22 protein-coding genes are annotated in these 14,491 nt (G+C 48.0%); all 22 read right to left on the reverse strand.

The features are described 5' to 3' along the window. A partial coding sequence (locus PHI12_06395; GenBank protein ID MDD5510418.1) for a hypothetical protein occupies positions 1-2,078 on the reverse strand: 2,078 nt, incomplete at its 3' end. 13 nt (positions 2,079-2,091) lie between these two features. Continuing rightward, a complete protein-coding gene (locus PHI12_06400) occupies positions 2,092-2,265 on the reverse strand; it encodes a hypothetical protein (GenBank protein ID MDD5510419.1) in 174 nt (57 codons plus the stop codon). After that, positions 2,262-2,498 carry a hypothetical protein gene (locus PHI12_06405; GenBank protein ID MDD5510420.1) on the reverse strand — a complete coding sequence of 79 codons (237 nt, stop codon included), beginning with the start codon at positions 2,496-2,498 and terminating at the stop codon, positions 2,262-2,264. The genes PHI12_06400 and PHI12_06405 overlap by 4 nt, the downstream gene beginning before the upstream one ends. A gap of 43 nt (positions 2,499-2,541) precedes the next feature. After that, positions 2,542-3,465 carry an SDR family oxidoreductase gene (locus tag PHI12_06410; protein MDD5510421.1) on the reverse strand — a complete coding sequence of 308 codons (924 nt, stop codon included), beginning with the start codon at positions 3,463-3,465 and terminating at the stop codon, positions 2,542-2,544. A 9-nt stretch (positions 3,466-3,474) separates the two neighbouring features. Then, on the reverse strand, positions 3,475-3,951 hold the full coding sequence (locus PHI12_06415) for a hypothetical protein (GenBank protein ID MDD5510422.1): 477 nt from the start codon (positions 3,949-3,951) through the stop codon (positions 3,475-3,477). 308 nt (positions 3,952-4,259) lie between these two features. Continuing rightward, complete coding sequence (locus tag PHI12_06420; GenBank protein ID MDD5510423.1) at positions 4,260-5,132, reverse strand: hypothetical protein; 873 nt, start codon at positions 5,130-5,132, stop codon at positions 4,260-4,262. Then, positions 5,117-6,157: a 3-oxoacyl-[acyl-carrier-protein] synthase III C-terminal domain-containing protein gene (locus PHI12_06425; GenBank protein MDD5510424.1), complete on the reverse strand. Its 1,041-nt coding sequence runs from the start codon at positions 6,155-6,157 to the stop codon at positions 5,117-5,119. The genes PHI12_06420 and PHI12_06425 overlap by 16 nt, the downstream gene beginning before the upstream one ends. Before the next feature lie 24 nt (positions 6,158-6,181). Next, complete coding sequence (locus PHI12_06430; protein MDD5510425.1) at positions 6,182-6,454, reverse strand: hypothetical protein; 273 nt, start codon at positions 6,452-6,454, stop codon at positions 6,182-6,184. A gap of 145 nt (positions 6,455-6,599) precedes the next feature. Then, entirely contained in the window at positions 6,600-7,733 is a 1,134-nt protein-coding gene (gene dnaN, locus PHI12_06435) for a DNA polymerase III subunit beta (GenBank protein ID MDD5510426.1), read from the reverse strand. 30 nt (positions 7,734-7,763) lie between these two features. Continuing rightward, positions 7,764-8,183, reverse strand: a complete 420-nt coding sequence (locus PHI12_06440) for a hypothetical protein (protein MDD5510427.1) — start codon at positions 8,181-8,183, stop codon at positions 7,764-7,766. Then, on the reverse strand, positions 8,180-9,010 hold the full coding sequence (locus PHI12_06445; GenBank protein ID MDD5510428.1) for a DUF5131 family protein: 831 nt from the start codon (positions 9,008-9,010) through the stop codon (positions 8,180-8,182). Before PHI12_06445 ends, PHI12_06440 begins: the two co-directional genes overlap by 4 nt. Further along, positions 9,007-9,420: a VRR-NUC domain-containing protein gene (locus PHI12_06450; GenBank protein MDD5510429.1), complete on the reverse strand. Its 414-nt coding sequence runs from the start codon at positions 9,418-9,420 to the stop codon at positions 9,007-9,009. The genes PHI12_06445 and PHI12_06450 overlap by 4 nt, the downstream gene beginning before the upstream one ends. Then, positions 9,417-9,932 carry a J domain-containing protein gene (locus PHI12_06455; protein MDD5510430.1) on the reverse strand — a complete coding sequence of 172 codons (516 nt, stop codon included), beginning with the start codon at positions 9,930-9,932 and terminating at the stop codon, positions 9,417-9,419. The genes PHI12_06450 and PHI12_06455 overlap by 4 nt, the downstream gene beginning before the upstream one ends. A gap of 24 nt (positions 9,933-9,956) precedes the next feature. Next, positions 9,957-10,772: a prenyltransferase gene (locus PHI12_06460; protein ID MDD5510431.1), complete on the reverse strand. Its 816-nt coding sequence runs from the start codon at positions 10,770-10,772 to the stop codon at positions 9,957-9,959. A 109-nt stretch (positions 10,773-10,881) separates the two neighbouring features. Further along, on the reverse strand, positions 10,882-11,277 hold the full coding sequence (locus PHI12_06465; protein ID MDD5510432.1) for a hypothetical protein: 396 nt from the start codon (positions 11,275-11,277) through the stop codon (positions 10,882-10,884). A gap of 451 nt (positions 11,278-11,728) precedes the next feature. Further along, complete coding sequence (locus PHI12_06470; protein ID MDD5510433.1) at positions 11,729-11,872, reverse strand: hypothetical protein; 144 nt, start codon at positions 11,870-11,872, stop codon at positions 11,729-11,731. A gap of 11 nt (positions 11,873-11,883) precedes the next feature. Beyond that, positions 11,884-12,066 carry a hypothetical protein gene (locus tag PHI12_06475; GenBank protein ID MDD5510434.1) on the reverse strand — a complete coding sequence of 61 codons (183 nt, stop codon included), beginning with the start codon at positions 12,064-12,066 and terminating at the stop codon, positions 11,884-11,886. Between the two features lie 173 nt (positions 12,067-12,239). Beyond that, a complete protein-coding gene (locus PHI12_06480; protein ID MDD5510435.1) occupies positions 12,240-12,803 on the reverse strand; it encodes a hypothetical protein in 564 nt (187 codons plus the stop codon). Positions 12,804-13,068: 265 nt separating this feature from the next. Further along, positions 13,069-13,746, reverse strand: coding sequence for a hypothetical protein (locus tag PHI12_06485; GenBank protein ID MDD5510436.1), 678 nt, complete (start codon positions 13,744-13,746; stop codon positions 13,069-13,071). 12 nt (positions 13,747-13,758) lie between these two features. Next, a complete protein-coding gene (locus PHI12_06490) occupies positions 13,759-13,902 on the reverse strand; it encodes a hypothetical protein (GenBank protein ID MDD5510437.1) in 144 nt (47 codons plus the stop codon). A 1-nt stretch (position 13,903) separates the two neighbouring features. Next, positions 13,904-14,095, reverse strand: a complete 192-nt coding sequence (locus tag PHI12_06495; GenBank protein ID MDD5510438.1) for a hypothetical protein — start codon at positions 14,093-14,095, stop codon at positions 13,904-13,906. 8 nt (positions 14,096-14,103) lie between these two features. Further along, on the reverse strand, positions 14,104-14,490 hold the full coding sequence (locus PHI12_06500; GenBank protein MDD5510439.1) for a hypothetical protein: 387 nt from the start codon (positions 14,488-14,490) through the stop codon (positions 14,104-14,106). Position 14,491: the final 1 nt, after the last annotated feature.

Raw genomic sequence — 14,491 nt, forward strand, 5'->3', positions numbered from 1 at the left:
CCCGAAAATACAAAGTCGGAAAATAATATATACCAGCCATCTCCGGGCTCTGCCTCTGTATCCTGTTTTTCGATGGCTGATATAGGAATGAAGCCATCAATCGTCAGGTCAATGTGACCAATCTCGCTGACATCAGAGGTGTTAATCCATCCTATAGCCAGAGAGATGGCTTTGTCCATTGGAACCTGGAGTCCGGATTCAATCTGTTTCCAAAGCCCGAGTCCTTCATAATAAATAATACCTCCATGGATTGACCCTGATAGTGTGCCTTGCCCGCCACTCGTTACATAGAACACATCGTCCCACTCGTCACTGGCGATCGACGTGCCACCGACGAATAGCTCCACTCCAATATCTCTCCGATCGATACTCCCGGCTACCGCCGTGTCGGTAACCACCACATTATAGGTGGCTCCCGGTGCTATGCTGAAGTTGACCGTCTTAGTCGTCAGCAACGTGCCATGACCAGACAAGATACTGCCTTCATAGATATAGACCTTGGCCGTCACCGATTGAGTGGCTGAGGACTGCGATGACACCGGACAGGTGATGGTCACTGCACTACCCGGGGCGACCTGGCCGGGGCTGGCCGATGGTTGTCCCAGTGTAAAAGCTACCACCGGAGCACTCGTTACATAGAACACGTCGTCCCACTCGTCACTGGTGATCGACGTGCCACCGACGAATAGCTCCACTCCAATATCTCTCCGATCGATACTCCCGGCTACCGCCGTGTCAGTAACCACCACGTTATAGGTGGACCCAGGAGCCACGCTGAAGTTGACCGTCTTGGTCGCCAGCAGCGTGCCGTGACCAGCCAGGGCACTACCTTCATATATATAGACCTTGGCCGTTACCGATTGGCTGGCGGAGGACTGTGATGACACCGGACAGGTGATGGTCACTGCACTACCCGGGGCGACCTGGCCGGGGCTGGCCGATGGTTGTCCCAGTGTAAAAGCTACCACCGGAGCACTCGTTACATAGAACACATCGTCCCATTCGTCACTGGCGATCGACGTGCCACCGACGAATAGCTCCACTCCAATATCTCTCCGATCGATACTCCCGGATACCGCCGTGTCGGTAACCACCACATTATAGGTGGCTCCCGGTGCTATGCTGAAGTTGACCGTCTTAGTCGTCAGCAACGTGCCATGTCCTGCCAGGGCGCTGCCTTCATATATATAGACTTTGGCCGTCACCGATTTGGCAGTATCATAATTCGATTTGACCGGGCAGGTTAAAGTCACCGCGCTGCCGGCGACAACATTAACAGGAGAGGCGGTCGGCTGGGAAAGAGTAAAACCTTCACTCACTTGCTGGACATTGAACACATCGTCCCATTCGTCACTGGCGATCGACGTGCCGCCAATGAATAGTTCCACCCCCACGTCACGCCGGTCTATGCTCCCGGCTACCGCCGTATCGGTAACCACGATGTCATGAGACGCGCCAGGCTCTATATTGAAGTTAACCGTCTTGGTCGTCAGCAACGTGCCGTGACCAGCCAAGGCGCTGCCTTCATAGATATAGACCTTGGCCGTGACGGACTGCGCGGTAGAATACCCTGATGTCACCGTGCACTTGATCGTTACCGTATTGCCCGGCATTACGGAGTTGGGGGTCGCCGTCGGTTGGGAGATGGCAAACCCGGCCTCTTCGCTTGAGACGCTAAAGGTCTGTTCGGTCAATTTGGTTAAAGACGGAAACGGCGGCAGCGTCACGGATTTGGAACTAATAATAGATACTGTGGTCGTCGGGCCGGCATACGCGCTGACTTCCAGTTTGTACTCTCCATCCCGGCTAAACCCTTTATCGAAGGTTACCTTAAAATTGCCGAGCCACGTCATCGCTGTTTTATATTCAGCGGGAGATCCTATGATTTCCCACCACTCCTCTGGATAGGTAACAGATACGATAACCCAGACAGGCACCAATAAAGGAATACCGAATAGCTCTACTTTCCCTTCGACAGTAAAAGCATCGTTCTTTTTAGGGATTTCGGGTGTCCATGTCACCTCTTTTAAAGTGAACAAAGCACCCGATGACTCCGCAAGGTCAACCGGAAATTTCATATCAACCTCCTCGCTACCAGTTCCACGGCCAGCCGGGTAGAAATCTCGGTACGGGCGGACCCTCCCAAGGGAATTGGGGTAGCAAATACCAGATTGCTTGAAACGGGTTAAGGGTAAAGAGTTTGGTAAAGTCCGTAAGTTTGGTCAGTTCTACCTGCTGCTGTTGTCTTCGCTGGTATTCGTTCATAGTTTGCTCCCGGTTACTATCTCGAACTCCCGCCGCAGTTCCTCCATAAGCCCTTTTTGCGGAATGGTTTTCCAGGGCGGTTCGTCGATAAGACGCTGTATGCCTCTTGTCAGGAAACCGGGCCACGAAATGTCCCAACTGGCAGGCACCGGGGGGCCTTCTTTAGGATTAGAGGGCTTCAGGAGAATCTCGGCAACTTTGAGGGCATTAACCTGTTTGCTCGTTATATCCATAGCCATCCTCCTGATAGGAGTTTAATCCGTCAAGAGGGATATGTCAAGACTTTAAGAGAAAACGCTTTATACTTTCCTGAATGTACCGCTTGTCGATTTTAGAGCAGTTACTCAGGTCGCTTTTGAAATCATCCCCTTGCAGGTAGGGGATAAAAGCATAACCCAAGCGCCGCAGGGCTGCCTCGATTGGCGTGGCCTGAAATTCAGGCTCTATGCGGAAGTCCAGGAGTATAACCTCGCCCACCCAGTCCGCTATTTGAGATAAAGATGGCGGAGAATCGTTTACAATCTGGAATGTCCCCTCGTCTTTAATATCAGCCATGCCGCGGGCGACATCATCGACTCTGATAAGGTTTAATACCCCGTCAGGATTCCCCGGCAGCCGGAACAGCGGCCGCAGCTCGGGTAAGCGCATCTGCCCCTCGATATACCGGCGGATAACCTCAGCCCGGTGATGGACGCCTACAATAAGCGAGACAAGCTGAAAGAAGTGCCCGTCGTAACTGGTGCCTTCGGGCATCACAATAGAAGGGCGGAAGATGGTTTTCAGGGGAATATCGGATTTTCCCAGTATCAACTCCGCCGCTTTTTTCGACCTCTCGTAAGGGTTGTGACCGCCTTCACAATATGCCGTTGAGCAATAATATAGATGGGGCACGTCATAACGGACGCAGAAATTGATTACATTACGTGTTCCTATAAAGTTTGTCTCGTAAACGTCCCCCTTTTTGTCATGCCCCAGGTTGACCAGCCCGGCAAGATGATAACAGGAATCGAAACCTTCGGCAGGGACCGCCAGTATACCAAGGTTCGGCTCAAGTATGTCGCCGGGCAGACCGATGAGATTTTTACTTGATTCTACAGGGTGACGAGAGAGTGAGTAAACGGTATGACCCTGTTCAACCAGTTTTTGAGCAAGGGCATTACCTATCAGACCCGATCCACCTGTTAGTAAAATATTGCTCATAAACGTCAATTATATGGGCATGATGCTGGCGCCGGGGTCATAAGGAATATAGTAGATTACCCAACCAAGTTCACCTAATCCGCCGGTAGCCGCCGATGTCGTTAAAGAGATTGTGCCGGGAGGTAAAAGGGGTAACCAGGTTATGGTATAGCCGACGATATCTACGAGTATCGGATCGGTCGGAACCATTATTTCAGAAAGTATCGTGCCCACCGGGGCGCTGTCGATATCCGCAGTCCCATCATCTAAAAAGAAAATACCGCCAATCGTCCTTTGCAAATACCCCTGTATGGTATTGACTCCGGCACCAAAGGGTGCTGTCACCACCTCACCTATCATCGAGGTCACTGCAACACGCCCGCCGGCTATCGCAAACAGGGAATGAGGACCAGCCGTGGCGAAGGTGGACGGGGCTCTTTCGACACGCTGCCCCAGAAACCCGACCGTGGACTTATATAACGCTGCCAGCTGTCTCGCAGGAATCATGTTACTCCCCCGGCCTTATTATCTGTTCAGAAAGCACCATTTGTCAATTTCTACCCCACTAATTCCGGTATTTGTGCCCTTTCGTAATAGGTGCTTTCCTTGGTTTCACCGGTTGCAACAGTATATCGAAGTGTCTGGAGCACAACATACAAACAAACTCAAACATCCCATTCCCTGAAGACTCACGTAGAAGTTTACTCCCACAACGGGGGCAATATGGGATTTTCAAGAGGATTAATCCCCCCTTGCATCGCTCACCAGCAATATAACAAGTTTACTTTTATTCAGTAAAACGCATGAGGGCCACGTTACTGGCACTTAGCCAATTTTTGCCATTGTCTGATCTTGTCCACAATTTCTTGTTCTGATAATTCTTTAATCTCATACTCCCAAATAACTAGACATCTAAAACCAACCGATGCGCAAGCCATGATACGTCCTAACTCTGTTTGGTGCCATTTAAGTTTCTTTCTTTTGTGCCAGTAATCTCCAAATATTTCAATAATTTCTTTTCTACCATTACAATTAGTGAAATCAGGTCTGTAACCTTCGATAATAAGAGAACCATCCCCAGTATATTTCCATTCTCCGGGGAAATTTCGTACAAGAATATCCCGTATATATTTCTCGGGTATATTTGGTTGTTTATGGAGAGATTGGGCAATAATATATGATTGGCTTTTCCGGTATTCTGGGTCTTTCCATTTCTGTATCATTGCTATTTTGTTTTTAGCACCAATCTTCTTTTTCGCATCCTCGGTAAGCCCTTTACGCCCCTCTCTCAGTTTCTGTAAATGTACTGAAGAACGCTTCCATCTTTTAGAGCCTTCACTAATCTTTTTTAACGCATCTTCCGAAAATACTCCGGTTTTACCTTTATTCCACGGAGTTCTACCAAGTACGCTGCATCCTCCTAATCGTTTCCCAATTAATTTAGCCTTCTCTTTATTAAGACCTTTATTCCATGGCACATGACCCGTACCATAAGAGGCTAGAAATAATTTAACTTCTGGTCTTTCCTTACCTTTTGGCCAACTACCCACCTTTTTACCTAAAATCAATTGCTGGGCTTTTGTTTGCGCTTTATTATGAGGAACTTGGCCCTTACTAAAGGCGGACTTTGGTATATTGCCCTTGGCAAATCTACCAAGATCATCTCTTTTATCTACTGGAACCTGCAAAGCGTAGCTCCTCCGGTCATTCCTGGCCCGATACTCAACATCATCAAATAATCATCTTGCTTAATATCTTGAAACATTAAGTGCTTACCCGTAATGCCGACGCTGGTACTGGACGTGTTGCCAAAATTTTTTAATGTTTCTCGCGAAAGTTTAATCTGCTCCTCCGAGAGTCCGATAGCATCCCGAATATTATCCAATACTCCACTTCCCGCAGCATGAATTACCCACCATTTTACTTGATGGCTGTCAAGTTTAGTTCGTGATAGAAGACCACTCATAGCTTTATAAGCTACCTCTGCCGCCAGATCCGGTACTCTCCGGGAAATAACAGCCCTTAAACGTCCATTCTGCCAGCGATAGCCCAAGTCATTCAAGTAAGTATGATCGATATATGTTTCGGTGTCAATGATGGTTGGGTGACGCCAATCATCATCATGCCCAACCAGACAAGCTACAGCTGCGTCTCCGAACAGGGCATTAGCTCGCATTAGAGAATAGCCGTCACCTTGATCCGGCTTCCCATTCTCAGGGAAATAGGTTAAATCACAGAGTTCACAGTTCACGACCAAGGCCATTTTACCGGATGACTGCACAAAGTCAAACCCTCGCTTTAACCCCGGGAAACCGCTTTCGCAACCCTGTCCTATAATATTGGAATGATAAACCGAAGGTGACATATTGAACTTAGCCCCGATATAATGACTAGCAGATGGTCCAGGCATCAGTCCTGTGCAACTACCATAGGTAATACACCCGATATCTTGCACATCACGACCATCCAAACATTGTACTATCGCTTCACACGACAACTGTACCGCCCATTTGGCATACTGTTCCTGCTGCTCCTGGAAGCTAAGAGTCTTTATCTTCTCAAGCGGCAAACAGAAATATCTCTTATTAATTTGAGCATCTCTGAACATTCGGAAAAAGGGTCTAGGATAACCCAGCACTTCAAATATCTTTTCCTGGGTGTACGTAAATTCCGGCACCGCGTATCCCAGGGAGATAACTTTGACTTTACTCATTTTTCATTCCCTTCCTGCTGCTATTTACTCTTTTATTTTTAAGAAGTCGGACCTTTCCACCCAGCGATTAATCCGCTCAATCTTCTCCGCCTCTTCCCGGGCTTCCACTTCTTTCGCCAGCCACTTTTTTGTATACTTCCCCAGGACATCATCCTGAAGTTCTGCCTTTACCTTGGCATCGAAGCCCCATTCCTTACAATCCTCTTCAACCACTGCCTCCAAATCGGAGAGGACTACGGGATGAGGCTCTTCCTTCAAATCCGTGTCGATTTCAACTGCAACCAGAATCCTTTTCACTTCTCACCTCCACTATACTCTTTTAAGGGCTGGTGGGCTTCCTGCAATCTACCGTAATCAGGCTTATCTATCATTTCGATAGCGTCCGACCGACCGATTGAACAGTTTTATCTCACCATGAAGCATGTCCCGTGCACACCCCATACTACCACTGAACGAACATCGGCATGAGTACATGGGTGAAGTTATTTTCACCAACCACACGTATTACACCAGGGGAAGATGGGCTATTGAGTTCAAGCGACAATGACGCCACTTTGAGCTCACTAAGCACTCCCATCAGCAGTTTACCATCGAAGGCAATCCTGGTAGCCTCGCCCTCTACTACCGCGTCTATTTCTCCGACAGCATCACCGATGTCTGCATCCTGTCCGGCAATCACCATTTGTCCGGGATTACCCTCTTTGCCGGCAATTACCTTCAACCGAACAATGGCCGTGTAACCCTGGGAAAAACCCGCGACTGCCTTAACAGCTCTCCACAATTCCCCTCTATCAACGTTTACTTTCGTTACGTAGCCCTGGGGAATCAACTGAGCGTAATTAGGAAAAGTGCCCGAGACAAGCTGGGATACCAGTTCTATTTTCCCGATGTGGAAGAGCACCTGGCTCGTCTTGGTATCGACCGCAATGTCAATCGTCTCTTCCTGATTGCCGATAAGGCTCATGACTGTCACGAGTGTCTTCGCCGGTATAATAATATTCGTATCTCGCCGGGAATTTTCCTTGAGTTCACAACTGGCAACGGACAATCTGAATCCATCGGCCGCCGCTAGTGTCAGAGTTTTACCCGCAAACACAGCATTGACACCGGTAAGAACAGGCCGCGAGTCATTGTCGGATGCTGCGAATACAACCCGACTGAGCCCATGAAACAGGGCCTCCGCTTCCACCCTGGCTATGAATGTATCATCAATGTGGGGAACCGGAGGAAACTCTTTCGCATCGACGCCGCTGAACCGGGCGTCTGATCTGCCGCATTTCACTTCCAGGGACCTGGACGCGGGTAATAGTTCCATAGACACCACATCGTTGGATAGAGAGCCGATAAATTCACTGAACAGCCGGGCGGGTATGGTGATTGCCCCTTTCTCCTTGACATCAGAGCCTATACGGCACACGAGCGCCATTTCCAGGTTTGTGGCTGTCAACACGAGATCCCCATCTTCCGCAGACATAAGGATGTTCTGGGTAATCGGCAAAGTTGTCCGGGTAGCTACTGCCTTCCCAACCACCCCAAGCCCCCAATCCAGTTTTTCTTTCGTACATGATAGTTTCATCACTACCTCCTTAATAATATATAGTAATAGTCATCTTACAGATGGTAATATAACTGGAAAGAAGCCAAGCTGGCCACGGTATGGAATAGGATTATCATAAAGTTCCCCGTCATTTACCAGAAAACAGAAGGGACCGAAAGCCCAGAGCGACAGAGTGGAAATCTCAGGCCCTGATATTTCCCCCCTGATAGTTATTTCGGCGATGATTTTACCACGGTACCGCTCCCAGTCTACCTTATTAAATTCGATTAACTGATCGGAACCCAGATGACTACGAATAAAAGCCAGTTCATCCGGGGGTGTTTTAGTTTTGCTGGCATGAAGATAGACCCGAATCGGCAACTCTTCACGTTTGATGTACCGAAAGAGCGACCATGGGCGGTTCTCCTCCGGTTTAATGTTCTTGGCCATGAGCCAGAACCATTCGGCGTAGCCGCTGAGTGCTTTCATTTCGGCATATCCTCCCGGTGAATATTGAATAGGTTAGATAATGGGGGCTTGACGAAGACCGGTATCTCAGCCTTATCACAGGCAGTTATAATTTCATCCACCCAGGCTCTCTCAGGTAATTTTACAGGTTTTGTCTGGCAACCTAAAATCACCCAGGAGATTCCTGACTCTTTTAGCCAGTTTCCCAGTCCACCCAATGGGTCAGGTCCCGGTACTGATGTTATCCTTTCAAGAAAAGGTTCGATGCTCAAGAATTTAACCTTGGCGGGAATGACCCTTAGCTCAGGCAGGGCAGTCCAGAATTGCGAATAGCAGGTTGTAGTAGCTCCTACCCAAACGTTATCGGGATATGCCCATTTATGAAGATTTTTATATTGCTTGGTCAAAAGGTAAAAGCGATGCTGAGGGCAAGCCTTAATAGTCTCAATCTCCGCCCGTGTCCAATCTTCCGGCCAATAATCAGCCGCCCAGTCGCTCATGTCATCCAGGAAGATGCCGGCGGGTTTCTTCCGGCGCCGGATCTGCTCCAGCTTCGATGGACACCAGCGGGGATAGAAGGGGTTCCCATAGGCTTCGCACTTCGCCTCCGAAAGTTTAAGAACATCATCCATCATATCACCCGGTGTAAAGTCATCACCTGAACCGCTATAATTTACCTTCGGAGTAGCTATATTGGGATTCGCCAGATACCTTGACTTCAATCTCCCGTTCGCCAACTTCCGGGCGTAGCAATAGGGGCACCCATTAAGACATCCGGTTTTAGGTGAGACCGTGAAGCCCGGCGTTCCATCGGGATTTTTTACCCAGGGTATATCAGTTCTATTCATCTCCGGTTCCCCCAACTTGACAGAAATTTAGTTCGCCCGGGCAATAGGTCCTGGCCAACATGCAGGATTTCAGCAATCTCTTCGGTATCTTCTGGCATCCAGAGGTACACTTCCTCCCCAGCGTCATAGAGCAAGTCAAGCCACCGGCGCTGCTCCGGCGTGGGTTTCTTACCCTTCATTTTTAATTCGGCGTAAATAATCCGTCCACTACAATTAATTGCCCTAACCAGGATCAAGTCCGGGAACCCCTGGCCATCACCCCCAACTGCGGTGCGCCACCCCTTTTGCGACATGCCGGGCCGGAAGTGTGCCGATGTCCACCCAAGCAGGTGTGCCAGCGAAAGACGCCCCTTGGTATCAGTAATGAGCATATCCAGAAATTCCTGCTCGGTGGTGTTAGGCTGTTTCACTTCTTTTCCCTGGAGTTCATAATAAATTCGTAGGCTTTGGTAATGCGTTTGAATTTTTCGGCATCACCACCTCGGTCAGGGTGATAAAAGTTTACCTTTTGCATATATACCTTTTTAATGAGTTCGGTCGGGTCGCTCTTGTCAACTCCCAACACATCGTAGGCATCTTCAAGTAGGTCCTGCTCCGATGTGGTGCCATTGGCGGTACTCTTCACCAAGTCTTTTGTCGAACTTAGTCCCTGATAACTAATACCAGATTTCTCAGCTATCCGTACCCTGTCCAGAAAGAGGAATATTGACCGCATGTTACGCGCATAGTCCGATAGGTTACAGAATACGGTCTGCCATTCACCTTTTCGGAAATAAGATACGGTGACACCGTTTCCCCTCTTTATTCCACCTGACACGTACTCTTCCTGCTCACGCATGATGCTGAACTGCTCGATATTCCATAAATCAAACATGTGTCTCAGATCGTTTCTGGTTCGATTTGCATCTACAGGATATCCCATAGCATTCTCCTTATAACTACCCAACTATCCAAGTATTTGCCCTACCAGTATTATAATCGGATAAAGCGCCCCGGCTGCCACAATAGCTATCATGCTCTTCTGAAAATCTCTTTCCATGGTCACCAGCAGGCCGACACATACCGGCACCACTACCATGGCCAGCGCCGTGAGCGGCATCAGTATCCCCAGCGTAATTAGCAGCACGTGGTAGATGCACATGAACATAAGCCAAGCGGTGCAATACCAACGAAGCAGGCCGAGAGATTTAGTACGCTCACAATCGACTTCAGATGGGCCACTTGGAATATGGGAGTAGCCACTCCACTCTGAATACTCCCACACCTTGTAAGCCAGGCTCTTGACACCCTTTTTCAGGTTTGCTTCCGCATCCGGCCACTCGTCAAGTGCCAGCCCCAGGAAGCTCAGGATGATGGCCGTGGGGACACTCACCAGAATCCCGTTAACTATGGGTGGATTAGGGTTAACGGCAAACATGCCAATTAGAACAGCGACCGGACCGACCGCCAATCCCAGGGAGAGTTCATGAGCCCAGATAGTAAATTTCCCCCAGCTATACATAAAAGTCATGAGCATACCGCAGACCGCTATTGGCAGCAGCCACCAGCTGACGTGTACTGACAGGTAGATAATCGGCACAAGCGCCAGTGCGTAGTATACCAGGGCGTTAATCAGCACCTCGCGCAAGGATACCGCCCCATTCTCAATGAGGTTCTGGCCACCGGTATAGGACTTCTCGGCACTCCGGTTTTCTTTCTCCCCGCGATCCAAGCCGGTCCAGGCATAGTCCAAGAAGCTGTTGAAACTGTGCCCGCCGGCCATGAGTAAATATCCTGCTATCATAGCTATCCAGGCATTAAGGTTGATGCCACCTGCTAGTACAGAACCTAAAAGCGTACTCGAAAGGAAGAAAGGGGCCGCAAATGGCCTACTAAGCTGGAGTACATGAATTTTTACCTTTTTCGTAAAAGAAACTATCAACTTTTTGGGCGACTGATTGGACATTCTTCAACTCCTTCTCCCATATAATTAGGCATTTGAAACCAAGGGTATTGTAAGCCATTATACGGCCTAGTTCAGTGTATTTCCACCTCAAAACTCTTTTGGGCCCATGCCAGTAATCCCCATACATTTCTATTACAGCTTTTAAGCCATTCTTGTTTATATAATCTGGTATGAGCCCATCCAGAACTAATTTCCCGTCATTATACTCCCATTCTCCTGGATGGTATCTATTTAATATACACCCTAATGCCTTTTCGGGCTTATTGGGGCTAGATTGGATACCTTTCGCAATTTTGTTTTTTAAGTCTTCATCTTCTCTCAAGCGACGAGCCTGCAATTCGTGCCACCAAACAGATGTCCAAAGGCACTTCCTACTACAAAAGCGCCTACTTACTGATGGCCGTACATAGAATGCGCTACCGCAGTTCTCACATATTCTTTCTACTCTGCACCAATTTGGGCTCTCTTGACCTTTAGGTTGAGGACGATGTACATGTTCCGACTCCCATCTATTTTTGCATAAGATAGAACAGAATTTTTTACTTTTAGCTATCGAAGGCTGTATGATAGTAGTCTTACCACATTGTATACATATAACGTTAACGCGTGTAGAACGCCATCCGGCATAAGTATGCTCTTTATGCCAAGCACGAGCACAGGCCACACTACAGAATCGTCTACCTCTCTTGACATCGGACACATATTTTATATGTTTAATTCCGCAGTATGGGCAAGCAACTTCAACAGTATGACCAATTCTAGCCGTAGCTATTTTAAGCCTTCTTTCCTCTATCATCAGGTTGTTTTACTTCCTTTTTCAGCGCCGCCTCAACCGTGTTGTTAACATAGGTGTTTGGGTCCTTGCCGCTCTTTACCAGTTCGTCATAGATGTCTTTTCTTAAATATATCGTAGGCATTAGTCACCTCCCTACCGGTTAACCCTGATTATCGCTATCACATCAATATGCTCCGGCAGCTTTTTCAGCAGTTCCGGCCAGGAGCAATGATATTTCGACTCGCCACCACTTGCATGGAGAACCCTCCACAAATACGGAACTCCCCACGAAGGAACAGGTGTGTATTTCTCCGGTTCAGGATCTGACGTTCCCATAGGAGATTCTCGCGTAAACAGTAACCATTTGTGCTCACCCCATCCCCAAAAGAACCATAGTGTTATTACTAATAATAATACTAATGATTGTGGAAGTCAATACATGGTCAGACAATATTTAGAGCAGTGTTAACAATCCCATAACCAATGCGCTGGCAAGAGGTATGGTCGCATTACCTTTTTATATTAGCTTTGAACTGTCTGACTTTATATACAACTGATTGTTCATCCTTGAGTTCGTGCTCCCAAATAACTAGACAATGAAAGCCGAGAGATTTATATGCCTCTATTCTGCCTGACTCGGTATAGTGCTCTGGTATATTTGTGCGAGTGTGCCAGTATTCCCCAAAAAGTTCTATCACAGCCTTAATTCCATTCATATTGCTGAAATCGGGAGCATAGCCTCCAACAATATGATGGCCATCACCAGTGTATTCCCATTCTCCTGAAAAGTATTTCGTGAGGACGTATTCCAACTTAAATTCAGCTTTGTTTGGATGACGACGATTAGCCGCAAAAACAGCTTCGATAATTCGTTGCCTTTCTACTGGATCGCTCATACGAATACGAGCTTTGCGTCCTATGACTTCTTTTGTTTCTTTTGAGTGTTTATGTCTATAGAAAGGATTTGTCTCCCCAGGTCGCCCCTTTTTCTTGTTTATTTCGATAGAGAAGTGCCTTCCGTAGTTTTGTTGACCGATTTTTTGCGCATATTCCCCTTTTTGCTCTTCTGTCATACCCCGCCACTTCGTCACAAAAGGATTCTTATTACCCTGCATTTGGTGAGCATGCCATTCACCTTGGCATTTTCGAGAGCAGAAATTATTTCCCGTCGGCCACATTTGCGTTCGTCTTCGTGAAAACTCTTGGCCACACTTAGTACATTTTAATATCACTAACGGAGGATTTAGAGAACCAAACCAGCGTAACCGGCATTCCTTTGAACAAAAGTTGTGCTTTTTAATTAATAAGGGGGACCTTTGAAACTCTACTTTACACTTATCACAAACCAAAAGCATACAGTGCTCCGAAATAAATTATAGCAGATGCCAAGGGTATTGCCCAGTTATCATCTGCCCACCTCAGCCACTTTACTGGGCTGACATCACCACAGACATACTCGGTTAAGGTAGCACCTACAGCCACGGCCACTCCTAAGCCAAACGGTTTTATGAATGCCCAACTGATAACCATGCAGGTAGCAAACATAGCTAGCGAACCTTCCCAGCCCTTGGTGGGCTTTGTGTAGCGTAATCCTCTTACCCATCCTGTCAGACAGTCTCCCCAAGCCATCATCAGAACACAGGCTACTGATTCTAATGGACGATCCCAAAGCCCCCAACCCAGTCCAACCACAGGCAGAGATATTAGTGGGAAATATACCTCGGAAAGTGTTGCCGTGCCCCGGCCACTGCCTACACCACGAAACATTGCAGGCTTGATAACCCTAGCTCCACCAAGCATTAAGACAAAGCCAGTCATTAGAATCACTGGCCATATCCACGATGAGAACAAGAGAGCACAAAAAAGAAGTGCCACACCACCAAATGCGTGGCCTACTTTACGACTTTGCCAGTGAGGGATGCCATGGTCAAAGAAAAAATTGCTCCACCATAAGCCCAGCAGGGCGGCGCCGGCAATCAGCAGGACGTAGGGAATCTCCTTGAGCATATCAGGCATGTAATCCCCCTTCTATTGTACTTTTTCCATTAGCTTGGTCAGCGCACCACCCAGGGCAACAATCAGGCCGGTGACAGCCTCGGTTTGATTCCAGTACATAGCCAAGCCTATGAGTAAGCCGATCACAACACATAATATAAGAAGTACACGTTTCATATTAGTTCAATTTCACGTATTTTGCCCAGGTGCATAGTCTCAGCATACGCACGTTGTGCTGAACTACGTCGCAGGGAAACCGGTCACAATATTGATGTTCGCAATATTCCTTACGGACGTGCTGTTCGCACTCCCTCAAAAACTCGCGGTCAAGCACTTGGGCGGATTCTTCAACCAGATTCTGAATATCCACGCTTAATATTACCCCTTCATAGCCTTTTTTATCCCTTCGGCTAGCTCATTAATAGGTAGACTTTTCAGCGCGTCCATCGGCAGAGATTTAACTATTTTCTGAACCGCCATTGCCGTCTCTCTGATATCTTCCGTTATCTTTACCACCTTGTCAATTCTGTCGGCAGGTGTATTCGCCAGCACCTGCATGGCAGCCGCAAAGACCTGCATCCCCTGTGGCCCGCCCTGAGCCTGGAGCTTGACCAAGTTATCAGTAACGCCTCTCAGTACCTTCAAACGCGGCTCATCAAGACTTTTAAGTACCGTGTCCAGCCTATCCAGCATCGCACTGGCTTCCGAGAGCTTGGGGAGCCCGGCAACTTCCTCCACTACTTTTTGCAACCTGCCCATTACCATA

The organism is Dehalococcoidales bacterium (genome assembly GCA_028716225.1).
GTDB lineage: Bacteria > Chloroflexota > Dehalococcoidia > Dehalococcoidales > UBA5760 > UBA5760.

What these genes read in the sequence shown, in the direction of transcription:
- PHI12_06440 (MDD5510427.1), bottom strand. Translation starts at nt 8,183, where the DNA reads ATGAAAGCACTCAGCGGCTACGCCGAATGGTTCTGGCTCATGGCCAAG.
- PHI12_06405 (MDD5510420.1), bottom strand. Translation starts at nt 2,498, where the DNA reads ATGGATATAACGAGCAAACAGGTTAATGCCCTCAAAGTTGCCGAGATT.
- PHI12_06485 (MDD5510436.1), bottom strand. Translation starts at nt 13,746, where the DNA reads ATGCCTGATATGCTCAAGGAGATTCCCTACGTCCTGCTGATTGCCGGC.
- PHI12_06400 (MDD5510419.1), bottom strand. Translation starts at nt 2,265, where the DNA reads ATGAACGAATACCAGCGAAGACAACAGCAGCAGGTAGAACTGACCAAA.
- PHI12_06410 (MDD5510421.1), bottom strand. Translation starts at nt 3,465, where the DNA reads ATGAGCAATATTTTACTAACAGGTGGATCGGGTCTGATAGGTAATGCC.
- PHI12_06445 (MDD5510428.1), bottom strand. Translation starts at nt 9,010, where the DNA reads ATGAATAGAACTGATATACCCTGGGTAAAAAATCCCGATGGAACGCCG.
- PHI12_06415 (MDD5510422.1), bottom strand. Translation starts at nt 3,951, where the DNA reads ATGATTCCTGCGAGACAGCTGGCAGCGTTATATAAGTCCACGGTCGGG.
- PHI12_06460 (MDD5510431.1), bottom strand. Translation starts at nt 10,772, where the DNA reads ATGGCCGGCGGGCACAGTTTCAACAGCTTCTTGGACTATGCCTGGACC.
- dnaN (MDD5510426.1), bottom strand. Translation starts at nt 7,733, where the DNA reads ATGAAACTATCATGTACGAAAGAAAAACTGGATTGGGGGCTTGGGGTG.
- PHI12_06490 (MDD5510437.1), bottom strand. Translation starts at nt 13,902, where the DNA reads ATGAAACGTGTACTTCTTATATTATGTGTTGTGATCGGCTTACTCATA.
- PHI12_06455 (MDD5510430.1), bottom strand. Translation starts at nt 9,932, where the DNA reads ATGGGATATCCTGTAGATGCAAATCGAACCAGAAACGATCTGAGACAC.
- PHI12_06500 (MDD5510439.1), bottom strand. Translation starts at nt 14,490, where the DNA reads ATGGTAATGGGCAGGTTGCAAAAAGTAGTGGAGGAAGTTGCCGGGCTC.
- PHI12_06480 (MDD5510435.1), bottom strand. Translation starts at nt 12,803, where the DNA reads ATGACAGAAGAGCAAAAAGGGGAATATGCGCAAAAAATCGGTCAACAA.
- PHI12_06425 (MDD5510424.1), bottom strand. Translation starts at nt 6,157, where the DNA reads ATGAGTAAAGTCAAAGTTATCTCCCTGGGATACGCGGTGCCGGAATTT.
- PHI12_06470 (MDD5510433.1), bottom strand. Translation starts at nt 11,872, where the DNA reads ATGCCTACGATATATTTAAGAAAAGACATCTATGACGAACTGGTAAAG.
- PHI12_06475 (MDD5510434.1), bottom strand. Translation starts at nt 12,066, where the DNA reads ATGGGAACGTCAGATCCTGAACCGGAGAAATACACACCTGTTCCTTCG.